The sequence below is a fragment of the Lederbergia wuyishanensis genome (assembly GCF_022900255.1).
Classification (GTDB): domain Bacteria; phylum Bacillota; class Bacilli; order Bacillales; family Bacillaceae_C; genus Lederbergia; species Lederbergia wuyishanensis.
Window position 1 is genome coordinate 165,777 of the sequence record NZ_JALIRM010000010.1, and the last position, 23,087, is coordinate 188,863.

Here is a 23,087-nt window from a genome sequence, read left to right on the forward strand (position 1 = left end):
CTGTAAAATGAATAAAAAGAATCCGATTAGATTTGCCCTCTTGTTAGCAGCCTTTTCTGCATTAGGGCCATTTACTTTTGATATGTATCTTCCGGCATTTCCACAATTGACCGAGTTTTTTGGAACAAGTGCATCTGCCATCCAAGTAAGTATAACTGCCTGCTTATTAGGAGTTGGTGTAGGGCAGATCGTCATGGGGCCCTTGAGTGATGTTCATGGAAGACGTAAACCTTTATGGATAGCAATGATTGTTTACGCCATTGCTTCTTTCGGATGTGCTTTGTCGCCAAACATTGCTACTTTTATAGCTTTACGATTTTTACAAGGATTTGCGGCATCCGCTGGAATGGTCATTTCCCGTGCAATTGTTCGTGATTTATATAGTGGAGTTGAGTTAACGAAGTTTTTTTCACTCCTTACGATGATTGGTAATCTCGCTCCTTTACTCGCACCGATTGCGGGAAGTGCTGTCATTTCTTTTTCTACATGGAATGGAGTATTTATTTTTCTAGGGCTTCTTGGAATATTTTTAACAAGCATCACTACATGGAAATTAAAAGAAACCTTGCAAGTCGAAAAACGTGTTCCTAGCAACTTTTCGGAGTTATTGCGTAACTTTAAAACATTAATTCAAAATAGGACATTTATGGGCTATGCACTGGCACAAGGAATTATGATGGCAGGTATCTTTGCCTACATTTCTGGAACTCCATTTATCTATCAAAAGATATACGGGGTGTCACCCCAAGTATTTGCGATGTTATTTGCAATGAATGGAATTAGTTTAATTATAGGAGCGCAGACTGTTAGACGACTAGCAGGACGGATACCAGAAAGTCGAATTCTACTAATTGGGATGTCCATGGCTTTTATCACGAGTGCAGCTGTTTTGATCGTAGTCCTTTCTCATGGACCATTATTTTCTTTGGTTATCCCTCTCTTTTTATTTGTCGCATCACTTGGTTTAATTGGTCCGGTCACTTTTACATTAGCGATGGAGTCGCAAGGGCACATTGCAGGTAGTGCAGCGGGACTTCTAGGTGTGCTTCCGTTTTTATTAGGTTCTATTACTTCCCCACTTGTGGGGATTGCAGGTGAATATTCTGCGATACCTTTCGGAGTTATTATTTTTACAACTAGCTTTCTAGCCATCATCAACTACGTACTCCTTGTTAAAAAGGATAAAACAGTGGGGGCTTCCGAGAAACAAGCGCTTAATCATTAAGTCGGAGACAAGATTTATTTAATAATTAGCACTTTATAAAGACGCTGTCTACAATTGGATAACGCACTTGTAGTTCACAACCTTCTTGTCTTTCACCATCGCTCTAGATCCTGAAACACAGTTTGAGTAAAAACAACTCAAAAATCATAGATTAGGAGTAACTAAATGAACATTAAAACAGAACGATTACTCATTAGAAACTTTGAACCTAGTGATTGGAAGGCTCTTTATGAATACACTTCCAATCCTAAAGTCATGTACTACCTTCCAGAATCTGTGTTTTCCGAGGAGGACGCAAAAAACTTCATCGATAAAAACACTGGTGAGAAGGCTGAAAAATTCCCTGTTGTTCTTCTTAAGGAAAATAAGTTGATTGGCCATATTGTCTTTTTTAAATATTTTGGGGAACATACTTATGAAATTGGCTGGGTTTTTAACCCCGAATATTATAATAAAGGTTATGCTTCTGAAGCTGCATATGCATTGTTGAAATATGGATTTGAAACTATGAAATTACATCGAATAATAGCTACTTGCCAGCCTGAAAACACCGGTTCTTACAGAGTAATGGAAAAAATCGGCATGCGAAGGGAAGGACATTTCAAAAAATGTATCCCTCATGGCCATGAATGGTGGGATGAATATTACTATGCCATTTTGGCTGAGGAATGGGGGCAAGGCCAGAGTTCAATTCACTAATGGATTGAACTCTTTTTTTATGGTGGGTAAAATAATTAAAATCTATTAATCGGAAAACTAATTAAACGTTTGATTAGAAATAAGAAAAAAGGAAGATTTACTACTACCCCTCTTTCTCAAAGCTTCGATCATGATTCCAATGTTAACAGGCATAACCCATCTTTCTTAATAATGATATCATCGTTAATCAGCTTTAAGTTAGTTACCTTCAATTGTGACAATATCTTATGGATACATGTGGTATAATCAGCCCAATAATAAGCTACAAATGGAGAAGGATGAGGATAATTATGAATGATATTCGTACCAATAATGTAGTTCGTTTTTTAGGATATAGTCAGCTCTATGATCAAAATCGTCCAATTCCACCGTCTGATATCGTCAAAATTTTAACGAGATATTTTTCTAAGCGGCCTAATCGGGTTGTAGATGTCGGCTGTGGAACGGGATTGTCTACCTTCATCTGGTTAAATCATGCAGACGAGATAATCGGGGTTGAACCAAATGATGATATGAGAAAAACGGCTATTTCTCAATGGCGTGCACAACAGGAGCCAGAAAATCTTAGGTTTATGAAGGGTCTTTCTTATCATTTGGAATTGGAATCTGAATCAGTAGATATCCTTACTTGTTCCCAATCCTTTCATTGGATGGATCCACAGCCCACTTTGCGAGAGTTTGCTCGTGTCCTTTGCAAAGGTGGTGTCTTTGCAGCCTATGATTGTGACTGGCCCCCGACTTTTACGAAAGAGATTGAAGAGAGTTATCAAGCCTTAGTTTCTCATGCTGAATCACGTGTTGCCGAACTTGCACAAGCTAATCAATTAGCCTTTAAATGGAATAAAGAAAAACACCTTCAACAAATTCGAGATTCTGGTTTATTCCCATTTTCCAAAGAAATTGTTTTTCATCATTGGGAACGTTGTGATGCAACTCGATACGCCAATATTGCCTTAAGCCAAGGTGGAGTACAGACTGCATTAAAATTAGGTGCGAATGATTTACAAGATGCAATCAATGAATTCAAAAGACAAGTTAACCTAGCATTTGATGATCAATCTCAAGATATTCTATTTAGTTATCGCATGCGTATTGGAATTAAATAACCTCACTTCATGATGAATATTAAATTTAAACTTTTATGTAAGTAAAAAAGATGCCATATTCTATTGAGCTATCCATTAATAAAGAGGGGCTGTCTGATAAGTCCCTAAAATAAACCAAGTGGAGAAAAACAGTTTACTCCACCTGAATTTTACCTGAAAGTAGCTGATGGATAATAGCTACTTCCAGGAGATTGCGGGCTAATGCCATATCCATGTGACCTTTTCAAGTCCTCGCAATAGAGAATAAAAAACGTCAGAAAGACTCTGACGTTTACGTTACTTTATTGAGTTGGCATAAAAGCTACTCTCCAAACTCCATTTTCGTCTTTTACCATTTTGAAACCGGATTTGATTTCTGAATTGTCATTTGAATCATATTCGATATAACCCTCATAATCGCTTGTTTGCACGAAGTTTCCTTTGTCAATGTTCTTGTAACGTTCGAAGTTCTGTTCATTGGTACCTCTATGCGATTCAGGAATTTTTTCATCCTCTTCTTTTGACCACTGAATGTAGTCTGGTCTATCCGTATATAAGGCGTATTGCACATTATACTTTTTATCGAAACCTGCTTTAATATATAACTTCGCAATACTAATAGGTCCCAATCCTTTTAAATATGTTAAGTCTAAATTACTTTGAAAATTATTATACGCCTTTTCTTCATCAGATGTTAATTCAAATGGGGGTAGAGAAGTTTCATTATTTGAAATTTCTTCTGATGGATTAACTACTGTTCCGTTTTTTTCCGTTTCTATTATTCTTGCATTACTTTCTTGGTCCCCTTTAAACAAATGAAGTTGGGTACCTACGAAAAGGGAAATTCCTATGAAGAAAACAGCAGCTACTGTTAAACTTAATAGAGAAATAAATCTATTTTTAAACGGTGAAACGTCTTGTTTATGCATGGAATTTTTAATGGAGAAGAGAACCTTTTGTTCCAACTCATCACTAAAATAAATATCCCGTAAAACAGTTTTATTCATTTTTTCTTTAATATTTATTAGTTTACCATTCATTGATTGACGACGCTCCCTCTAATAATTTTTTTAAATGGAGACGAGCTCTGTGTAATCTAGTTTTAATTGTGTTCGGTTTTGCATTCAATAAAACCGAAATTTCTTCAATCGTAAACTCTTGATAATAATATAAAATAATAACTTCTCTTAATTTTACTGGTAGTTCCATTAATTGCTGAGATAATACCTGACTTTCTTCATCTCTTTGCAATTGACTCGATGGAACAACTTTTTTGTTTTCAAAGTAGTTAGTGATCAGCAAATTTTTATATGACCAACTTTTTAAAATATCTTTACATCTGTTCACAGTAATTTTTATGATCCAGGTTTTATAAGACGAATCATTTCGAAACGTATCCATTTTTTCATAGCATTTAATAAACACATCTTGTGCCACATCTTCTGCCAACTGCTTTTGTTTGAGATAAGTATAAGCTACCCTGATTACATCATTACCATAAGTCCTCATTAACCATTTTAATTTCTCATTTCTATTTAAATAATAAGGAGGTTCTATTTCGGAATTATTTACCTCTTCAATCATATTTCTCCCCCATTAATGATGTTTAGTATATTGACGATTCTCAATCCAATTAGGTTCTATTTTAAGAAAAAATAAATAATGCCCAGAGATGCCGGCAGGTTCTTACTTGTTAAGAATAATTTCTCGTTGCTAACTAAAAAAAAACGAATCCTTCTAAAGATTTTCATCTTAAGGAAGGATTCGCAATTGTTAATAGCCATACGATTAGCGTGATGCTTTTGGCGGCTGGCACACGTCACATTTACGTTGGTTATTATTTTTGAATTTCGTAAATGTTTTTTCAAAGTTGCTACCACAGGCACATTTAAAAAGTAACTTTTGAGAAAAACCGTGATATTCCGTCGTTAGCAACTTACTATCTGAATTGTTCTCAACAAATTCTTTAATTTTATCAATCGTCCATCGTTTATTCATTCTCTTACACCTCCGTATTTTACTTTAGACGGAGGCTCTTGGCATCCGTTTAATTATAGTCAAAATCGCAATTATCCTAGGTTCCTTATTCTAACATGATTTGACCACACAATTAAACAGGTGGAAGTGTTTCCTAATCTAATATGGATTGTTTTCTAAGTCAATCTAATTCAGGAACCTCTAATTGTTCCTTCTCCAATATCATTAAAAAATCCAAATTCACATTATCATTTGAATATGAGCCCCCTCCACTGAATGACCGTTCTGGAAAAGATTCTTTATTTGTTTGATCATATGAAATCCAACCAAAATGTACGTATTGTTCCGTGAAAATATCGTTAAAAAACAGATTAGGCTGTTTTGCTGACTCTACTTTTATAAATGTATTCATGAAGGAAACCCATTCTTCTGGCAGTTGCAGCGCTCCGTAAGGCTTTTCACGAAGGGAAACACTTTCCTCCATTTGTACCTTTGGGTAGTAAAACTCCTTCCCTTCAGTGACGAGGTATCCTCTGTCTTTTAACATATAAAAATCAATAGCACTTAAATGATCTTCAGGGTGAATATTCCACACGAAATGATACGATGAAGGATTATTTCTATCAACCTTCCATAATCTTGGCTCCCCACTCGCATCAATAAACGCAACTCTCCATTTATGTTTTTTCCACACCCAATAGCTTAAGCCGTAATGACTTTCATTAGATATAAAAGGTACTAATACATGCCGCTCATCCACCGGAATAGTATCTTGAATAACAGTGGCAGCTGCTTCGGGAAAGATTTTATTAATCTCTTCAACTAATTGTTCTTTGTTAGGAAAAGAAACGGGCTTCGAAAAATAAAACCAATATGTAAGTGCTGATGACAGCATAAATATTATCCCTATTCCTACAAACATCAATAGTTTTTTCTTATCCATCTTTAATCGCCCCTCTCTATAAGAGAATCATCTGAGCGAAAATAAAATTGCTTATTCGATGTTGATACTAAAATTCCTTTTCCGTCTTCTTCAATATAAATGATTGCAGGAAGGTTACTCCCCCATTTGGATAAAGTTCCAATGAGTTGATATGGAAAACGTTCGTTTACTTGATTGGATTCTCTATTCATATATGTATCTTGGTACCACTTGACGCTATAAATAGTTTCTTGCCGCGTTTTATGCATATGTAACAGGTTATCTTTAATAAGTGAGACTTCCTTTGCTGATGGATGAGTAGGGATGATGTACGCATTCTCAACATTTGTAATATAGGTTGATAGTTTGTTTTTTGGATATATTACATGATCTATTGGAATTGTAATTAAGGCGGATGCCAAGAAAATAAAATTTGCCAAAAAACCTAACCAGGCAAAGGAACGATAAGTCTGCCACGCTTCCTTCTTTCCTCTAAAAAAAAGATATAAAATCCATACACCAAGAGGTAAAATTGGGAACTTTACTAACGTATTAAATAATTCCCAGTTGAATGAAAAAGTAAAAAGACCTAAAAACAATACAATTATGATCTTCCATACTTTTGGTTTTACTATTTGTTTTTTATAAATCCTGTAGGCAAGAAGAGCAATAATGACCCACGCTAGGGTTTGAGTTAATATATCTATGACATTAGCATTGAAATCAAACACTATACCCATCCCAAACACTTCTCTCTCTGTAAAATTAATTAAAATATATTTTTACAAACTCTCTTATGCAAGACCATTTTACCATATATTCGGAATGTTAATTCCCTTTATATCCAATCATTTCCACCTACTATATATAACTACTAAAAATCTTCCTTTCTGCCTTCTCCTCTTTCCACGACTTTTACAATTATTATTGTAAAATCATCCCATATTATAGGGGATGAGAAACACTATTAAAGAATAACTGAAACATAAATCATGTAGATTTCATGCTATATGATACTAAAGGAATGATAAAATAGTATCCTTGAATATTTATTTAAAAGTCTCCAAGAGATTTTAAAATAACAATATTTTATATCTTTCGTGCGGCTTTGGAATGTTGTAGATTACTCATGGAAAACAAAAAACGAAGAAACTCAAAAAAAAAATTAAAAAAGTTTGTAACGAAACGAAGATTTTTTAGATATATAGGTTGAAAGGAGGCAGAACATTGGGCGAGCTTACGGAAGTCTATGAACAATATGCTGAACAAGTCTTTAAATATCTAATGGTCCTTTGTCGTAATGTAGACATTGCAGAGGAACTAACACAAGAGACTTTTTATCAAGCTGTTCGTTCAATTGATTCTTATAATGGTGAATGTAAAATGTCAGTTTGGCTCTGCCAAATTGCAAAGCATACATATTATAAGTACGTGGATAAACAAGTTAAACAACCACAATCAGAATATTTAATGAACCATTTACCATCAGTAGAAACGAATCTCATCGAAAATGAAAATAAAATTGCCCTTTATCGGATGATTCATTTGTTAGAGGAGCCATATAAAGAAATATTATTACTTCGTATACTTGGCGGCTTAACCTTTAAGGAAATTGGAGAAATACATCTAAAAAATGAGAATTGGGCAAGAGTTACCTTTTATCGAGCCAAATTGAAATTAAGAGAGAGGGGAAATATGAATGAAGAATGAATGTTATATCGTGCGTGACTTATTACCATCTTATATCGATCAACTATGCAGTGAGGAAAGCGCAAGATTTATTGAACAGCACATCGCGAATTGCGAAAAATGTTCTCAGCTTCTGCATCAAATGAGTGTAGAATTTGATACACAAGAGCAACCAGATATTTCAGCTAGACTAGAACAAAAAAAGCCATTTCAAAAAATTGCACACTTTTTTAACGCACAGAACAAATTCGCAAAGTTTTTACATATATCTTTTTGGATTGCACTCATCGTAACGCTGGGATCTTTCATTTACTCTTTGAACGTATTATCCGATTTTAACGAGAAGCAAAAAGAGGCACAAGTAGTTGAACAACAAAAACAGGATATTATGTCAAAGGCATTTGCAACATTAACGACACAAGCAAATATAGATGAAACAGCGCTCCAAGTTGTTTTCGATGAATATAGTGCTCAATTACAGCATTTAGCTGTGTTTTCTACTAAAAATATAGACGATGCCGCACGTTTACAGAATGGTCCAACCAATACTTTCCCTATCGATTATTCACAAGCAGCAATTGTGATTGGAGAAAATGGAAAAATTACAGAGCCAATCATTCCAAATGATTATGATATTGGGACTGTAGCAATGGCTAATGATCAATGGATTGTACAATATGAATATAAGCAGTCATATCTTAAAAAGGTTGAAAATGCACATCAAGTTAAGTATTATGCACCTTCTAATTGGACAATCTTTCAGTTACCATTTGTGTTTACCATCATTACTTTGTTCATTTTAGGGGCTTACCTATTTCAAAAACGTATTACCAAACCAGTGGAAAACATATTAGAGTAACATCTCCTTTTAGATTTTAATAATAGAGTTAAGAATAACCCAGTTCACTATTTTTCAGATAAGACCTTATAAGGAAAGGGATTGGGAGTATATTTGATAAAAAAACCAAACTAATCAAACGTTTGATTAAAAAAATGTCGTCTATTTTTTAGAAAAATAAGCAGCGAAATTTAATCGCTGCTTATACAATATATGTGCGTTCGTGAATAAACCATTATTATTCTGATACGTTTACCTCAATAGGTTCAGCTACTATATTCCATTCCTGACCAAGCATTGTAAATGTATGCTTAACAAACACTTGAGCCTTACCTGGAGTAACTGCTTCAATCGTATTGCCGTTTACTACAACTTCTTTTGTATCGCCTGTAACAAATAATTCCGATGCTATATTCTCTTTTTTAGCTATTCTATAATCTACAAAGCCTTTTGCCTGGACAGTGGCAGTCTTACCTATTTTTAGATTGATTTTCTTAATCGGTGTATCAATTTTGATTGGAGAGTATGTTAGCCATTGAGTATAGTCAGTAATAGGCCCGATTAACCCTTGTTTTAATTTATCCGCGAAAGGCGCTTCGTCCCTAAATGTCCAGTGCATATTTAATATTCCTCTTTGGCGCATGTACGTTGTAAATTCTTCGTAAATGCTTCCATAGCTTGCGTTTAGTGTTACATTATAATTTGTTCCGTAATCCAACATTTTTTGGGAATTTTTTATCTTTGCACTTTTAGTTCCAGGAACAGCAGCAGAGAATAAGTAGCCGACAGGAATTTCCGGTTTAAGTTGATTTGTTAGAATCATACTCTCTAAGTTAAAGCTTTGAAGAACAACTTGATCGACCATTTCCTCCTGTTCAATTTCTTCGATAACCTGTTGTTCAATACCAGTATCTTTTAATTCCACGAGTAAAATAACATCTTTACCTTTAAATTCTTTTAAATACTCCTCGAATGTAGGGATTTTTTCACCTGCAAACTCCGCGCTGAATTTGCTCCCTGCATCGAGCTGTTTAATTTCTTCAAGGGTTAAATCCGCAACTCTACCTGTACCATTTGTCGTCCGGTTGACGGTATCATCATGCATGATGACTAATTGATTGTCCTTTGTCACTTTAACATCTGTTTCAATCAAATCAGCACCATGTTCATAAGCCAGGCGAAAACTAGACATTGTGTTTTCTGGTGCGATTGAAGGGATTCCTCTATGAGCAGCGATAATAGGCCTTTGGACAATTGTATTCTCAGGATATTTACTAAATGCTTGAGCAGTAGCTTCAGGGTGATCCGTAATAATTCCGTCTACTCCAAAGTGAATTAATTCATGGGCGGCTTTTTCTGATTCCGCTCCAGCACCCCAAACAGAAACCATCCGTGTATGCAAAGTATGTACGATTTCAGCAGAAAGGACTTTCTGAGGGATAATCGCTACTTTAGAATTGCTAGAATGGACGTCTTTAATAAGCTTGTTTACATCATGCTTGTTAAAAGAGTTTTTGTTGTAGACAACACCTCCGCGAGCCGTTGGGTATAGTGTTGTAAAAGATTTTACGATCGAAGGCTGGGTCGATAAGATATGGAAATCGGTCATTTGATTCTCATTCAAAATGTTGATGATTTGCTCTTCAATCCCTTTATCTTCAATTTGAATGATTGGAATCTGTTTGTTTTTAATAGAAGATAGAGCATCTCCTAACGTTGTTTCATCTACCATCAAGCTATCGCCGTTGCCTTTTTTGACTTGTAATACTGCGGATGAAACATCTGTTTTATTAATTACTTCTAAAGAACTGGCAATCAATGTTGGCGGATTAATAATGTTTGTTTCTGGTTCATTCGGAAGAAAAGCTCCTGAGTTTTCGATAGGCGGCAATTCTCCTTCAAAAGTGGTCACCTTAACATTATCGAATTGAACAGTTGAACCGCTCGCCTGAAAACCGATATCCCCTGTGGACCAATTGTTAGCTTGATCTGTATTTAAAACAAGTTTGTTATTTATAAACTGTTGGACACGATTTTTACTTGCAATAATTTTGATGCGGTATGATTGGTTATATTCAAATTTCTCAGTAAAGAATGTTGCTTCCGGAACAACCCATTGATTTTTAGAATTTCTTTCCGCAAACTCTAAACCATTTAGTGCTGTTGTACCTCTTCTGATCGCAAATTGATAATATGGAAAATCATCTGATTGGATTCGGTACATCATTGAAGCCCATCTTGTATCTTCAACAGCAGAAAGAAAAGTCATATCAGCTTCAAAAACATAATCTCCTGTTTTTGTGTTCAAGGGAACCACCACTCTTGCAGGAACTGAAGTTGAGGGGGAGTTCAACGTTAACTTCCCATTTTGAACTTCTGCACCTCCTTGAATCACTTTCCAACCATCTGGAATAGTTCCATTGGCAATTTGATCAAAATTCTCTTTTACTAAAACGTTCTGTTCTTCAGCAGCATGCACCTTAATCCCAATCAATAAGACTGAAGGAACTACGGCCAATGACAAGACTGCAGCAACTACCATTTTCACAAAAAAACTTTTCTTAGATTGCAAGAATTTCATAACCCATCCTCCCTTAGATTTTAATAATTTTCATGGAAGTTCTTATTCATGATGACGACCCAATTATAATCTCAGGATTTATGTAGAAGGTTAATTTTATGTAAATGTTCAATTAACTCAGTAAAATCAGTTATTTCTCCCTAGTATCATGACTCTGAATAGTTCAGTAGTCCTGTTTCATATTAATGTGGATGAACGGAAATAGAAACTAAATAAGGCGAACCATATTAGTGGTATCGCCTTTTCGTAAAGCTTACGTTTTGTTTGTAATTAAACATTTTTATTGTCACTAAACATTTATATAACTACTAAAAAGCCCTTCACTCCCTTTTTTCCGTTGTTTGACAAGGGATTTGAAAAAATAGTGTACAAAGTAATAAGACTGGATCAAAATTGGACCCAATCCCAAATATGATTGATTTTTGATTAAAAAACCGCTTAATTACATAATAGTTTTCCTGCCCTTTCCGGTTCCTTTGCCATTTGGGAAACGACTATGAGGCAGGAAGACATGAGGAAAGTAGAAAAAGCTAAATCCGCTTTAACCTATTATAATTTTTTAATGACTTTTGCTGGCACTCCTGCAACAACAGTATCTTTTGGGACATCTTTTGTAACAACTGCTCCTGCTCCAACAACGGAGTTATCCCCAATTGTCACACCGGGTAGTATTGTTGCGTTTGATCCAATCCATACATTTTCACCTATATTAACTGGAGATGGATATGTTGTGTTTCTATTATCTAAAGATAACCCATGATTAAGTGTAGCAATCGTGACATTCATACCGATCATTGTACCGTCTCCAATAGTAATTCCACCTCTATCTTGGAAGGAGCAACCTGTATTAAAAAACACGTTTTTTCCAATAGTGATATTTTTACCAAAGTCTGTGTAAAACGGCGGAAAACACATAAAAGACGAATCCACTTTTTCTCCTATCAACTCACTAAAAATCTCAACTATTTCTTCTCTTGAATGATATGATGTATTCAATGTCATTGTTATTCTTTGAGCTTCATAACTGCATTGAATTAATAGCCCATGTAATACTGTGTCCTCCCCAGAAATGGGATTACCTTGCTTACAAAAATCAATAAACTCTTTCATGTCCATTTTAATCACCTATCAATTTTACTATTAATAACAATCAATAGTTTTTTCCTTTCTGGTTTAGTTTCTACATTTTCCCTATACTACATTTAATTAGAAGAGATGGAGAACAAATATAGATAGAACCCTTGAGAATTAACTTATTTTTTCTTATAAAACAAGAATAGACCCTAGAGTTAACTCGAGGTCAAGCGATTAATTTAGATTTTTTCTTTTAAGTGACTTTGACACTCAACAAATGTGGTGATAAAATCCCCCATAGAGATAGAGCGAACTCGATGTTTTTTTAGAGAAGGGGATTAAATATTGAAAACTTATTCGATCAGTGAAGTCGCAAAGGAATTGAACCTTACTGTATATACCTTACGTTATTATGACAAAGAGGGCCTTATGCCTTTTGTCGAACGGACAGCCAGCGGAACACGCTTATTTAAAGAATCCGATATTGAAGCATTAAGAGTCATTGAATGTCTGAAATCCACCCGTATGCCTATTAAAGAAATTAAAAATTTCATTGATTGGTGTTCTGAAGGTGATTCCACGTTGCAGCAAAGATATGACATGTTCATGGAACGAAAAGCTAGTGTAGAAGCACAGATAGAAGAATTTAAAAAAGCAATGGAACTCATCGAGCATAAATGTTGGTATTACAGGACTGCTTTGGAGAACAGAACGGAAGATATTCATAAAATCAATAAAATAGAGATTCCTAATTAATGTTGAATATTAATCTAATTAGATAAAGTGGCTATAATTGAAGTTAGTATTTTACACCGGAGTTGATAGAAAAATATTAGAATCATTCTGCTAAAAATTACGGGTTTGAAGCATTTTCCAAGCCCTTTTTTAATTTGAAATTTCTCATAGATTTCTAACTTTATGGTCTTTTAACTGAACAAAAATTTCCCCTTTAACGATTGCCTTATAGCTAGACTAACAGGCCTGCATTCCAAGAAACTGGATGCAGACTATGTGCGCCACTAGTTTTAAAATAAGATTTAATGAATAATTGCGATATTTTCATCATATGTAATATACATATTCTGCTATAATAGGTGGTATAAATTTATTGTTTAAGATAGGTTGTGAAATAATGAGCATTTGGACAAGATATAAAAAATCACCACTTGTATTGAAAATGTCCGTTGGCTTCCTTTTGGGAATTATCGTAGGTCTTGCTTTAGGAGAACGTGCAGTAATTTTAGCGCCATTGGGTACATTACTTATTCATCTTTTTAGTCTTATTGCTATCCCCGTTATTTTCCTAACCGTTGTACTTGCAGTAAATAAAATGAATATTGCACAGTTGGGAAAATTAGGCGGGAAACTAATGCTTTATTACATAGCAACCACTGCAGCAGCCGTCATAATTGGAGTTACACTTGCTCTTACATTTAGCCCGGGGAAAAATTTATCCTTGCCAAACACAACCGTTGATAAACCGGAAATCCCACATGTTTCAGATATTCTATTACAAATGGTTCCAAAGAATATTTTTGAGGCTTTTTCTACAGGGGATTTAATGGCCATTTTATTTGTTGCCATCATTATCGGCATGGCAATATCGACAATGATATTTTCCGAAGATGTAAAGTTGAAGGAATATGGCGTTTTGCTGGATCGTTTTTTCACAGCATTAAATACAATGTTCTATAAAATTTTAAATGGAATTCTTCTTTATGTTCCAATTGGAGTTTTTGCTATTGCCGCTACAACATTCGGAACCCAAGGGTGGTCTACATTAAAGTCATTATTTTCCTTTACAGCTGTATTTTATTTAGGAATTATAATTTTATGGGCGTTTGTTTATTGCGGGTTTATCAAACTATCGGGAAATTCTGTTCTACATTTTTTTAAAAGTACAAAGGATGCCTATACGACAGCATTTTTTACATCAAGTAGTATTGCTTCATTGCCAATTGCTATTGATGCAGCTAAAAAAGCGGGAATATCGGAAAGAATTGCTAACTTCTCACTACCGTTAGGGGCTATTTTCAATTCAGATGGCGGTGCTCTTCGTATGGGGGTTTCACTTGTTTTTGCCGCGAATATAACCGGACTAAATTTGTCTGTCACAGATTTTATTACGATTGTCTTAATTGGAACTTTATTATCGGTCGGGACTGCTGGGGTACCTGCCGCAGGTCTTGTAACATTATCCGCTGTACTTAGCTTATTTAACCTTCCACTTGAAATTGTCGCACTTATTGCGGGAGTGGATGCAATTATCGGTATGGGAGGAACCGCATCGAATGTAATTGGGGATATTGTCGGTTCACTTGTTATTGACGATAAGAAGGAAAAACACGCATAAAATATCTTTGGATACAAATGATTACTCATCCTCATATAAAGTAAAATAAGGTAAAAGTCGCCCCTCCTAATGACGTAGGGCGACTTTTATCGTTTTTGGTTGGAAAGGAATTGAAATAAAACAGGGATCTGCCCCTAGTTTTAATTGATTTTTGATTGAAAAAACTGGCTGAGTAACGATTGAATACATAAAGGACTGCCCGCTAATCTTCCCGCTTCCTTTGCCAGTTAGGGTTCCAACTATTTAGCAGTAGGTAACCTACTTTTTATAACAATATTCAGTAGACCTAGTTAAAGAAATATTCATTTTTTGGATACTTTCAATAACGGTGGTGCCACTGCCATTGTTACAATTCCAGCAAGGACTGCTTCAGCAAGGCCATTTGTAAAAAACACAGCTATAATGGCTTTATAAATGGCACTAATGCTATCGGCATTAATTGCTTGAACATAGGCTTCATTAAATATTAAAGAGATTGAACCCATAACTAAAAATGTATGAATGAACGTTGTAATTAAGGCAGTTAAAAATAAAGCTGGCTTTTGATTCGACTCATTCTTTTTTATAACTTTTTGAACAACCTTGAATATATAGTAAGGAATAAACCCAATGATTACTCTTGGAACAATGGCAATAAATAACGCCCAAAAACTTCCGTGACTTGTTCCTAAAACAGGAATTGCTGGTGAAAAAGCAAATGATAGCAATGTTGGACTGATCGTATTGGTTGCAATACTAGTGAATCCAAACATAAGTCCTAGAAAAGCACCAATTTTTGGACCTAAAATAATCGAAGCTATAATGATTGGGATATGAATCAATGTCGCTTTAATTACACCTAAATGTATAAACCCAAATGGTGTAAAAGCAAGCAATAAAATAATGGATAAAAAAATTGCGGTTAAAGTAAAATCTTTTATTTTCAACTTCTAACTCCTTTAGTAAACTATTTTTTCATCTACCTAAAGACATCAAATAAAAACCGATTTATAATGGACCTTCCTCAAAGGTCCTCTCAACTTCTTCATAAAGAAGAAATCTTTAAAGTTTGAGATGTAGAGCATTTAAAGTCCCATTCAATATCTATCTAATTTTCTCAGCCAACTCTAAAATAATTCCCTCTGGACCACGAACGTAGCATAACTTATAACTTTCTTCATATTGCTGTATCTCACTAAAGATTTCCGTGCCCTTCTCTTTCAATTTTGCAACAATCGCTTCAATATCTTCAACTGCAAAGCAAATATGTCGGATACCCAGCGTATTTGCAAAAGTTTGCTGAATACCTTTTTCATCTGATGGTGTATAAAATTTGACTAGCTCTATCCATGCCTGACCATCTGGCATCCCCAATCCTACACATGCCGTTTTAACATCATTAAGTCCAACTATTCTGTCCAACTGTTCTCCATCCAATTCCCATTCCGCTTGCACTTCAAGTCCTAAATCAAGAAAAAACGCTTTAGCCTCTGAAAGATCATTTACGTTTATACTCACATGATCTATTCTATTGATCTTCATATCTCATACCTCCTATGTTCCTGTTGATTTCAATACTTGTATTAGTGTAAGGTTTGTTTGAAATTCTAATTCACTTAAAACAGAAAATATCCTTCTTCAAATAACCTGCCCGATAGTTCAATAACAGCATATCCCTCTTCGAAGTAAGTTTCTATGCAAATTCATACATTCGAAAAAACAAAAAAATCCATCTATATGAAAGATGGATCGGCTCTTCGTTATTCACTTAAGCCCACGTTACTTTTAGTACATTTCATCACATTTTGTTTTCTTCAGTTCTTCATAGCAGACTCGAAACTTCTCGAACATGAATTTGAATATCATAACCTTTTTTACAGAAATAACATCTGCCTCAGTCCCATCAGTATATTGTAGAGCTAAGTTTTAGAAACTTTGCAATTTCAGTGTTTAGCGGCGGAGAAATATCAGAGCGAAAACAGTTTCCAATTCCCTTCGGATACAACTTCGACCTCTCCATCGATCACTTTGATTGCGGTTTGATCATCTATTGCATACGCCGGCACTTGCATCCCGGCGGCCCATTTCTCTGCAGCAGCCATCGTGTTATATGGCAGCATCCCCAGGTGCGGAAACATTGCAAAGTCGACCAGTCCCAGAGTTTCATCACCACCGTTGTGTGGAGTCCAGCCAACGAAATATTCCCCGATATTAGGTGCCATAACCATGCTCCCAGCGCTCATTCCCACATAGACTGCGTGCAGCGACGGCAAGAGGTCTGTCATTCCAGATTCCCGCATCCAGTGGCATAGGTAGAGGGCGTCGCCTCCCGCCACCAACAGTACGTCCGTCTCCCGTACCAGTGGCACCCAGCGGTCTTCGTCGATGCTTGGCAGCGCTGTGAGCTCTAGCACGCCGACAGACTTCCAACCCAAGTCGACCATGGGATTATCAGAGTTCCCGCTGATGAACTGCCAGGTTTTGACGCCGGGGCCGACCCAGGGGTGTCCGTACATCGCAGTTGGGATGCACAGGGCGTTGGAGTCGGCAATCGGCTTGCCCAGCATGTCAACCAACGCGTCGTGTATGCTTTTGTTATTGACGCCTGCAGATGTGAGCAGAAATTTCATATTTTTCAACCTCCCCAATATTTAATAATGTTTGATGAATGATGAAAGATGATTGATAATCGACACTCACCTCTACCCGATTCATAATATTTTTAAATATATCCTCTAAAAAATTTTAGATCGATTTATTAAAAATTCTACACTTTCAATCAAAAATCCTTTTAAATTAACCTGCCAGTTAGTTCAATAGCAGCAACCCTCTTCGATGTAAGGTTTTAAGTACATTCATACATTCAATAAAACAAAAAAACTTTATGTAGGGTGAATCGTCCCAAATTTAGCCTCAATAGAGATGCTAAGGGCAAAAAACGGCTGGCTTTCAAGCAATTAATATCCCCTATGGCACTCGTATTTGATGTGTCAACTAGCTGATGGTAGTTCCTCATACCAATAATAATAAACCCAGCATTTCATTCTAAACCATGTCAATTTTTACACAATATAAGGCCATAGAATCTTGTTCTATGGCCTTGAGAAGTTTTTGCTATTATTTTATTTTTCGAATACACCAAAAGTACCTAGACGGTCAGTTGTTACAGTAATTTTTCCTTCATTATAATTACCACCGACTAGTTCCCATGCTTTTTTACCTTCGTAGAGAACTTTTACATCTTCAGGATTTTTAACCTGTTTAGAATCAATAGTAAAGGACAAAGTAACTTCTTTGCTAAAGCTATAATTTTTGCCCATAGAATTAATTGTAAAGTCATATACAACTAAGGCTGATTTGTCCTTTACTTTGACTTCCTTAACTTTAATGTCTGTTGCACCATCTGGTAGGTTTGATGCAGGTATTTGGAGATCGAAAACTCCATTAGAAATTACTAGATTCCCATCAGCTTCTTTTAGTTTTGCAATCGCTCCTCCATTTAAGGAAATGATTGTATTCTTTTGCTCAGAAATCTCAACAATGACAGTAGCCTCTTTTTCTACTTCATCTAATAGATTGGCGTCAACTTGATATTTATTACCTTTTCTTTCAGGTTTAACAACTACAGTTATCGGTTCTTCATTTGGTATTGAATTAACATCTACAATTCTTCCTTCAATATCAGTCGGAATCCCTTCACTACCTAAGCTTATTAAATAATCACGGAAGTTTTCCCAATCAGAAAGTCCCAGGTCTGTTACACGGCCTTCTTCATAGGCCTTTGCAAATACATCATATCCGTCTCCACCTTTAGCTGTAAAAGCATTGGTTGCAATTGTATATGTTGTATTATTATCCACTGGTACAAAGTTGCCGTTAGCATCTTTAATATAAATTTCTACTACTCGTTCTCCTGCTAGTTTAGTAGAGTCGAATTCTACTTTACCACCTGCGACATGTAGGAAACCGCCATTTTCTCCTGGATATCTACTTAAGGAGATTTCAAATGCTTCTTTTAACTCGGATCCAGTGACTTCCATAGTTGCCAATGTATTAGCAAACGGTAAAACAGTAATAACTTCACCAACGGTAATCGGACCAGCATCGATTGCTGCTCTGATACCACCACCGTTTTGCAACGCCATAACAACATTTTGTCCAGTGAATTCTCTTGCTTTTATAAGCATTCCATCTGTAATTAAGTTTCCTAGAATTGTTTCGTTTTTACGTACACTTGGTTTTGTGTCATCTCCATTTGTTCGTGGGTTTTCTAATTCTAACGGGGTTGACACACCAATTTCTTCTTTCGCTACTTCATCCACTTTTGCTTTGTACGGTGCTAAAATTCCAGCTGCTTCTTGGTCATCTTCTTGACTACCAATAGCTATTAATTTACCAGCTTGTTCAATGATTACACCATTTTTATCAAAGACAACATCGAGTACACCTAAATTACTATTGGCATTACCAGTTTGAACGATGACTGTAGGTGTTGCATCTTTAGAAACTACTACTGGTTCAGATAAAGTAGTATGGCTATGTCCACCGACAATAATATCAATACCTTCTACAGCTTCGGCAAGGATTAAGTCATTGTCAACCAGTGCATTATCGTCAAAACCAATATGTGTTAATGCAATTATCTTGTTAACACCTTCTGCTTCGAAAGCTTCGACAGCTTTCTCTGCTTCCTCGAGGTAGTTTTCAAATGCAATTGAACCTGGACTGGAAATATCAATTGTTTCTTCTGTTGTTAGTCCGAAGATACCGACTTTTTCTCCATTGACTTCTTTAATAATTCCATTGTAAATCTGGCCATTTTCAATTTCTTCGGTAATAAAGTTATTAAATAACCCATTAATTTTATCGTCATTTGAGAAATCAACGTTTGCACTAACAAATGGGAACTCTGCTCCGTTAATAAAGTCAGCTAAAGCTTGGTGACCTTCAGGAGAGGAACCTAAGTCAAATTCATGGTTGCCAAATGTCATGGCATCAAACCCCATTAAATTCATAAACGCTAGGTCTGCTTGACCCTGGAATTCATTGAAATACAATGTTCCTGTGAATGCATCTCCTGCATGTAGAAGAAGTGAATCTGGTTTTTCTGCTCTTACCTCTTTTACTGCAGTTACGGTCTTAGGCATGTTGTCTAACGCAGCATGAGTATCATTCGTATGCATGACGGTTAATTCAAAGTTTTCATTGGATAAATCTGTAGAATCTTCAGCTGATCCTGTTGTTAATTCTGCGGCACTAACCACAGGAGCAAAATTTACTAGAGTACATGGAACTACTAAACTAGTGACCATTAACAAAGATAGTAGTTTTTTCTCCAAAAAGTTCTTCATGGTTATCCTCCCTTAAATTTCTATGACACCCATTTTAAAACTACTGCATCCATATAAGTAGGTCAACCTCATTTACGAAGATTAAACAAAAAACGATACTTTATACCCAAATTTTTGCCCTAAGTCCGAACATTTTTTTATTATTTGTAAACAACATTAATCTATTGTTAACGAGTTGTAAAAATAATATCTACAAAAGAAATATGTATCTGTACTTAGTTGGCACTTCCCCAAATCCACCACCACTCCTTCTCCCCCATGGCTCCACGCCCTCTTTTAAGCCTCTAGGCAATGGAACTAAGTTGGTACCGAAAACGCCCGTTTTAGCCCTCTTTTTTCCACTCTAGCTTGTATAGAATATACTGCCATTGTAACTAAGTTCTACCCCGAAATGGAGGAAAGAGTCCAGAAAAAAGACCGGATCGCAGTACTTTTTGGATGTAATTAAAGTGAGGAAACTAATTGAATAGAACCTAGAAATTTTGAAGATTTATGGTGTGGAAAGGAACTGAAAAGCATTATTGTGCAAGGGATTGGGGGCATACTGAACAAAAAAAAACGATCGGAAACCAAAACTAATCAAACGTTTGATTAACAAAAAATAACCGAGAAAGACGTACCTATATCCCTTCTAAAAAGTTGGTTTTCACCCAAATCGGCTTCACACCCTAAATAAATAGAGAGTGGCGATGAATGAGCAGCGAACATCAATGAGTAATTAAAGAATAATGATAAACAGTTGAAGATTGTTAATGATCAATTAGAGAGTGAGTATGAATAATTAGCGGTGTTAGTAAGTGGATATTGGTGAGTAGTGAATGCTATAGCATTAATTATAGTCTATGGTAACCCAGAAAACATACCAGCAATAACTTTACGATTCATTTCAATCCATTACTAATCATTTTGTTTTTTCTGCTACTAAGATATCAACATTAACTGCAGGTAACGACTACTGGTAAGGGAAGAAGAATTTAGCGGAGAGATATGAGGTTAGGAAAGGTTGAAATTTACTGTATTGGTGAAGAATTAAAAAAACCCAAAGTTCAGAACCCGTCTGTGCTTTGGGTTTTTATCTATTCTGTAGCAACTTCCCAATCAAAATCATGTTCTTCTATATAATCATAAAGAGGGATTATCACAGGGTCAATTTTATAGTAGGTTTCCCCTCCTACGACAACATAATTGTAACTAAAGTAAATCTGGTGTAAACCTTTATTGGTTCGTATATTGATGCTATTTTTTAAGTCTTCATGGTTTCTACTCTTTTTCACTTTGAAATCTAGGTCCATCAATTGTTTAATTACTTTTGGATCTTGAATCGTCACACTTTCACTTTTACTCAAAAGTGGTTCATCTATAACCACACTCACTTCTATAATACTTTCATCTTTCCCGATTACACTCGAAAGAACTTCTTGGTACGTTGTTTTTTGCAATTGGTCATATAGCATATATCCTCCTATTAGGAAAATAACGATAACGAGACCAAAAGTTTGTTTTTTCTCCATATTCATCCCCCTACATTCCAATACTCGTATACTATTCCATTAAATGGTACCAAAGAAAATAATATTAATATAGTTGTTTTTTGATAGCACTATATGAAGTAGATATACATCAAAAATTAAAGGAGATATTTTAACTCGATCTTTCCAACACGTTTCCCATATATTTGTCTGCTAAAAAATCCTTCTGTAAACAAAGAAAAGAGCTATGACCAAAGACGGGAAATGCAGCAATTTTTGGGATGGTGTAACAGTAAGGAATAATACTGGATAGAGATTGGAAATTATGCAGATTAATTTGGTGGAGAGACTGAATTCATACAATCAATGTTTTATGTATTTTTTTCTTCATCCATTATATTGAATGAAAAATCTATAAGTTTGTTTTCTAACAATGTAAAATGGAAATCATATGGATTATCTTCGTATAACACAAAAGGAAGATATCTTGGTATTGCTTCTCCTAAACCAAAGTTATTATTTGATAATACCCAATCTATACTTTTCCAGTCTAATATCCCCTCATCAGTCTTTATCGGAGTTGGATAACTATAATCATATGGAATTTCTACAAGATAAATATAGAAACCTCCAGCATCATTGTTATCTACTGTCCAAGTGACCTGGCCTTTATAAAAAACTTGAAAATTCATTATATTTATGGAGGTTTCTTCATTGACTTCTCGAATTACACATTCCAATGGAGTTTCATTGCATTCTATTTTTCCTCCAGTTCCATTCCATAACCCTTTGGCTGGGGATGAATCTCGATTTAGTAAAAGTAGTTCATTATTCCTCTTAATAATACATAGCGTCATACCTATCATAATAAAAACCATCACTTTCCTTAAAGGTTTTGTTGCTCAAGCATAATCTGTAATTATTTTCCTTTAACTAATCTGCTCTGTTGCTTAATAACTTCAACTTAAAAAGCGATAATCCTTCCTCAGTTAAAGCACCCTTTCGTATAAGTACATTTTTTCACAATCTTGCTATTGAAAGCAGAACAAAGGAGACTCCATTAAAAGAGAAGTTTCATCAACAATCACAATCTTTCTATTAACTTCAAATTAATTTATATAAATCTCTTTAAATATTCGCCAAATATTTTGTTCATAACTTTGGGGGTGTTTTCTAAATAAATATTAATTTGTTCAATGTTCGAATCGAAATTATCAGAGTTACTTTCTTCTGTTGGAAAATCAGATATTCCTTTTATAATAATGCACTCAACATCATTCTTCTTACAGATATAAGCAATTGCACCCGCTTCTGTATCGGCTATTATTATTTTGTTTTCTTTAAGTTCTAAATAATCCTTCCACATAACTACTGCTTTATCAGCGGTGCCAATTGTTCCGGTATAAAAATCATTTCCATATTTTGATAAATCAATATCGACTATGAAAGACTGTTTAATAAAAGGCTCAATTTCTTTTACTGTGCAATCATATTGAACGGCTTTATCGGGTACAAAAATATCCAAATTACTGAACTTATCATCTATTCCTGCACATGTTCCAGCAACGATTACTTTGGTTAAATTAAATTTAGAAATCATATACTGATTACCACCAACACCATTTACTTTTCTTACACCGGTACTATAAAAAACAAGTTCAGTATCATTAATTGTTCTCATGAAATATTCTCCATAAGGATAACCGAAACGTTCGTTATCTTTTATGCTAAAGTATTCCAATGTCGCTTCATATTCCCACTTTGTTGCTATACTTATTCCTATCATCGACTTATCACCATACTATTTGTAATTTAAGAACTTTATTATCCATAAACACCTACTTC

At 35.2% G+C, this 23,087-nt stretch carries 21 protein-coding genes; 7 read left to right on the forward strand and 14 right to left on the reverse strand.

The window, feature by feature from the left end; genetic code table 11:
• Positions 1–7 precede the first annotated feature (7 nt).
• From MT489_RS14525 to MT489_RS14535, 3 genes are all read left to right on the forward strand, one after another.
• Positions 8–1,225, forward strand: coding sequence for a multidrug effflux MFS transporter (locus tag MT489_RS14525; RefSeq protein ID WP_244682284.1), 1,218 nt, complete (start codon positions 8–10; stop codon positions 1,223–1,225).
• 165 nt (positions 1,226–1,390) lie between these two features.
• Positions 1,391–1,924 carry a GNAT family N-acetyltransferase gene (locus tag MT489_RS14530; protein WP_244682285.1) on the forward strand — a complete coding sequence of 178 codons (534 nt, stop codon included), beginning with the start codon at positions 1,391–1,393 and terminating at the stop codon, positions 1,922–1,924.
• A gap of 290 nt (positions 1,925–2,214) precedes the next feature.
• The gene (locus tag MT489_RS14535; protein ID WP_244682286.1) at positions 2,215–3,030 is read left to right on the forward strand and encodes a class I SAM-dependent methyltransferase; all 816 of its coding nucleotides are present in this window, start codon (positions 2,215–2,217) and stop codon (positions 3,028–3,030) included.
• A 281-nt stretch (positions 3,031–3,311) separates the two neighbouring features.
• Here the strand turns inward: MT489_RS14535 and MT489_RS14540 are convergent, their stop codons facing one another.
• The 5 genes from MT489_RS14540 to MT489_RS14560 form a co-directional block, all read right to left on the reverse strand.
• Positions 3,312–4,049: a hypothetical protein gene (locus MT489_RS14540; protein WP_244682287.1), complete on the reverse strand. Its 738-nt coding sequence runs from the start codon at positions 4,047–4,049 to the stop codon at positions 3,312–3,314.
• Positions 4,039–4,593, reverse strand: coding sequence for a sigma-70 family RNA polymerase sigma factor (locus tag MT489_RS14545; RefSeq protein WP_244682288.1), 555 nt, complete (start codon positions 4,591–4,593; stop codon positions 4,039–4,041). The genes MT489_RS14540 and MT489_RS14545 overlap by 11 nt, the downstream gene beginning before the upstream one ends.
• A gap of 204 nt (positions 4,594–4,797) precedes the next feature.
• Positions 4,798–5,007, reverse strand: a complete 210-nt coding sequence (locus MT489_RS14550) for a hypothetical protein (RefSeq protein WP_244682289.1) — start codon at positions 5,005–5,007, stop codon at positions 4,798–4,800.
• Positions 5,008–5,167: 160 nt separating this feature from the next.
• On the reverse strand, positions 5,168–5,929 hold the full coding sequence (locus MT489_RS14555; RefSeq protein WP_244682290.1) for a hypothetical protein: 762 nt from the start codon (positions 5,927–5,929) through the stop codon (positions 5,168–5,170).
• 2 nt (positions 5,930–5,931) lie between these two features.
• Positions 5,932–6,648 carry a hypothetical protein gene (locus MT489_RS14560; protein WP_244682291.1) on the reverse strand — a complete coding sequence of 239 codons (717 nt, stop codon included), beginning with the start codon at positions 6,646–6,648 and terminating at the stop codon, positions 5,932–5,934.
• A 487-nt stretch (positions 6,649–7,135) separates the two neighbouring features.
• Here MT489_RS14560 and MT489_RS14565 point away from each other — a divergent pair, with 487 nt between their 5' ends.
• A complete protein-coding gene (locus MT489_RS14565; protein WP_244682292.1) occupies positions 7,136–7,618 on the forward strand; it encodes an RNA polymerase sigma factor in 483 nt (160 codons plus the stop codon).
• Positions 7,608–8,456 carry a zf-HC2 domain-containing protein gene (locus MT489_RS14570; RefSeq protein ID WP_244682293.1) on the forward strand — a complete coding sequence of 283 codons (849 nt, stop codon included), beginning with the start codon at positions 7,608–7,610 and terminating at the stop codon, positions 8,454–8,456. Before MT489_RS14565 ends, MT489_RS14570 begins: the two co-directional genes overlap by 11 nt.
• A 217-nt stretch (positions 8,457–8,673) precedes the next feature.
• Here MT489_RS14570 and MT489_RS14575 read toward each other — a convergent pair whose 3' ends face one another.
• On the reverse strand, positions 8,674–11,016 hold the full coding sequence (locus MT489_RS14575; RefSeq protein WP_244682294.1) for a glycerophosphodiester phosphodiesterase family protein: 2,343 nt from the start codon (positions 11,014–11,016) through the stop codon (positions 8,674–8,676).
• A gap of 549 nt (positions 11,017–11,565) precedes the next feature.
• The gene (locus tag MT489_RS14580) at positions 11,566–12,132 is read right to left on the reverse strand and encodes a sugar O-acetyltransferase (RefSeq protein ID WP_244682295.1); all 567 of its coding nucleotides are present in this window, start codon (positions 12,130–12,132) and stop codon (positions 11,566–11,568) included.
• Positions 12,133–12,435: 303 nt separating this feature from the next.
• On the opposite strand from MT489_RS14580, the gene MT489_RS14585 reads away from it, so the two are divergent.
• Positions 12,436–12,846, forward strand: coding sequence for a MerR family transcriptional regulator (locus MT489_RS14585; RefSeq protein WP_244682296.1), 411 nt, complete (start codon positions 12,436–12,438; stop codon positions 12,844–12,846).
• Between the two features lie 376 nt (positions 12,847–13,222).
• Positions 13,223–14,443 carry a dicarboxylate/amino acid:cation symporter gene (locus tag MT489_RS14590; protein ID WP_244682297.1) on the forward strand — a complete coding sequence of 407 codons (1,221 nt, stop codon included), beginning with the start codon at positions 13,223–13,225 and terminating at the stop codon, positions 14,441–14,443.
• 302 nt (positions 14,444–14,745) lie between these two features.
• Here MT489_RS14590 and MT489_RS14595 read toward each other — a convergent pair whose 3' ends face one another.
• From MT489_RS14595 to MT489_RS14625, 7 genes are all read right to left on the reverse strand, one after another.
• Entirely contained in the window at positions 14,746–15,369 is a 624-nt protein-coding gene (locus MT489_RS14595) for an ECF transporter S component (protein WP_244682298.1), read from the reverse strand.
• Positions 15,370–15,526: 157 nt separating this feature from the next.
• A complete protein-coding gene (locus MT489_RS14600) occupies positions 15,527–15,964 on the reverse strand; it encodes a VOC family protein (protein ID WP_244682299.1) in 438 nt (145 codons plus the stop codon).
• A 425-nt stretch (positions 15,965–16,389) separates the two neighbouring features.
• Positions 16,390–17,052, reverse strand: a complete 663-nt coding sequence (locus tag MT489_RS14605; RefSeq protein ID WP_244682300.1) for a Type 1 glutamine amidotransferase-like domain-containing protein — start codon at positions 17,050–17,052, stop codon at positions 16,390–16,392.
• A 492-nt stretch (positions 17,053–17,544) separates the two neighbouring features.
• Positions 17,545–19,773, reverse strand: coding sequence for a bifunctional metallophosphatase/5'-nucleotidase (locus MT489_RS14610; protein WP_244682301.1), 2,229 nt, complete (start codon positions 19,771–19,773; stop codon positions 17,545–17,547).
• Between the two features lie 1,076 nt (positions 19,774–20,849).
• A complete protein-coding gene (locus MT489_RS14615; RefSeq protein WP_244682302.1) occupies positions 20,850–21,284 on the reverse strand; it encodes a hypothetical protein in 435 nt (144 codons plus the stop codon).
• A 329-nt stretch (positions 21,285–21,613) separates the two neighbouring features.
• Positions 21,614–22,108, reverse strand: coding sequence for an NUDIX hydrolase (locus MT489_RS14620; protein WP_244682303.1), 495 nt, complete (start codon positions 22,106–22,108; stop codon positions 21,614–21,616).
• A gap of 248 nt (positions 22,109–22,356) precedes the next feature.
• Entirely contained in the window at positions 22,357–23,028 is a 672-nt protein-coding gene (locus MT489_RS14625) for a 5'-methylthioadenosine/S-adenosylhomocysteine nucleosidase family protein (RefSeq protein WP_244682304.1), read from the reverse strand.
• Positions 23,029–23,087 lie beyond the last annotated feature (59 nt).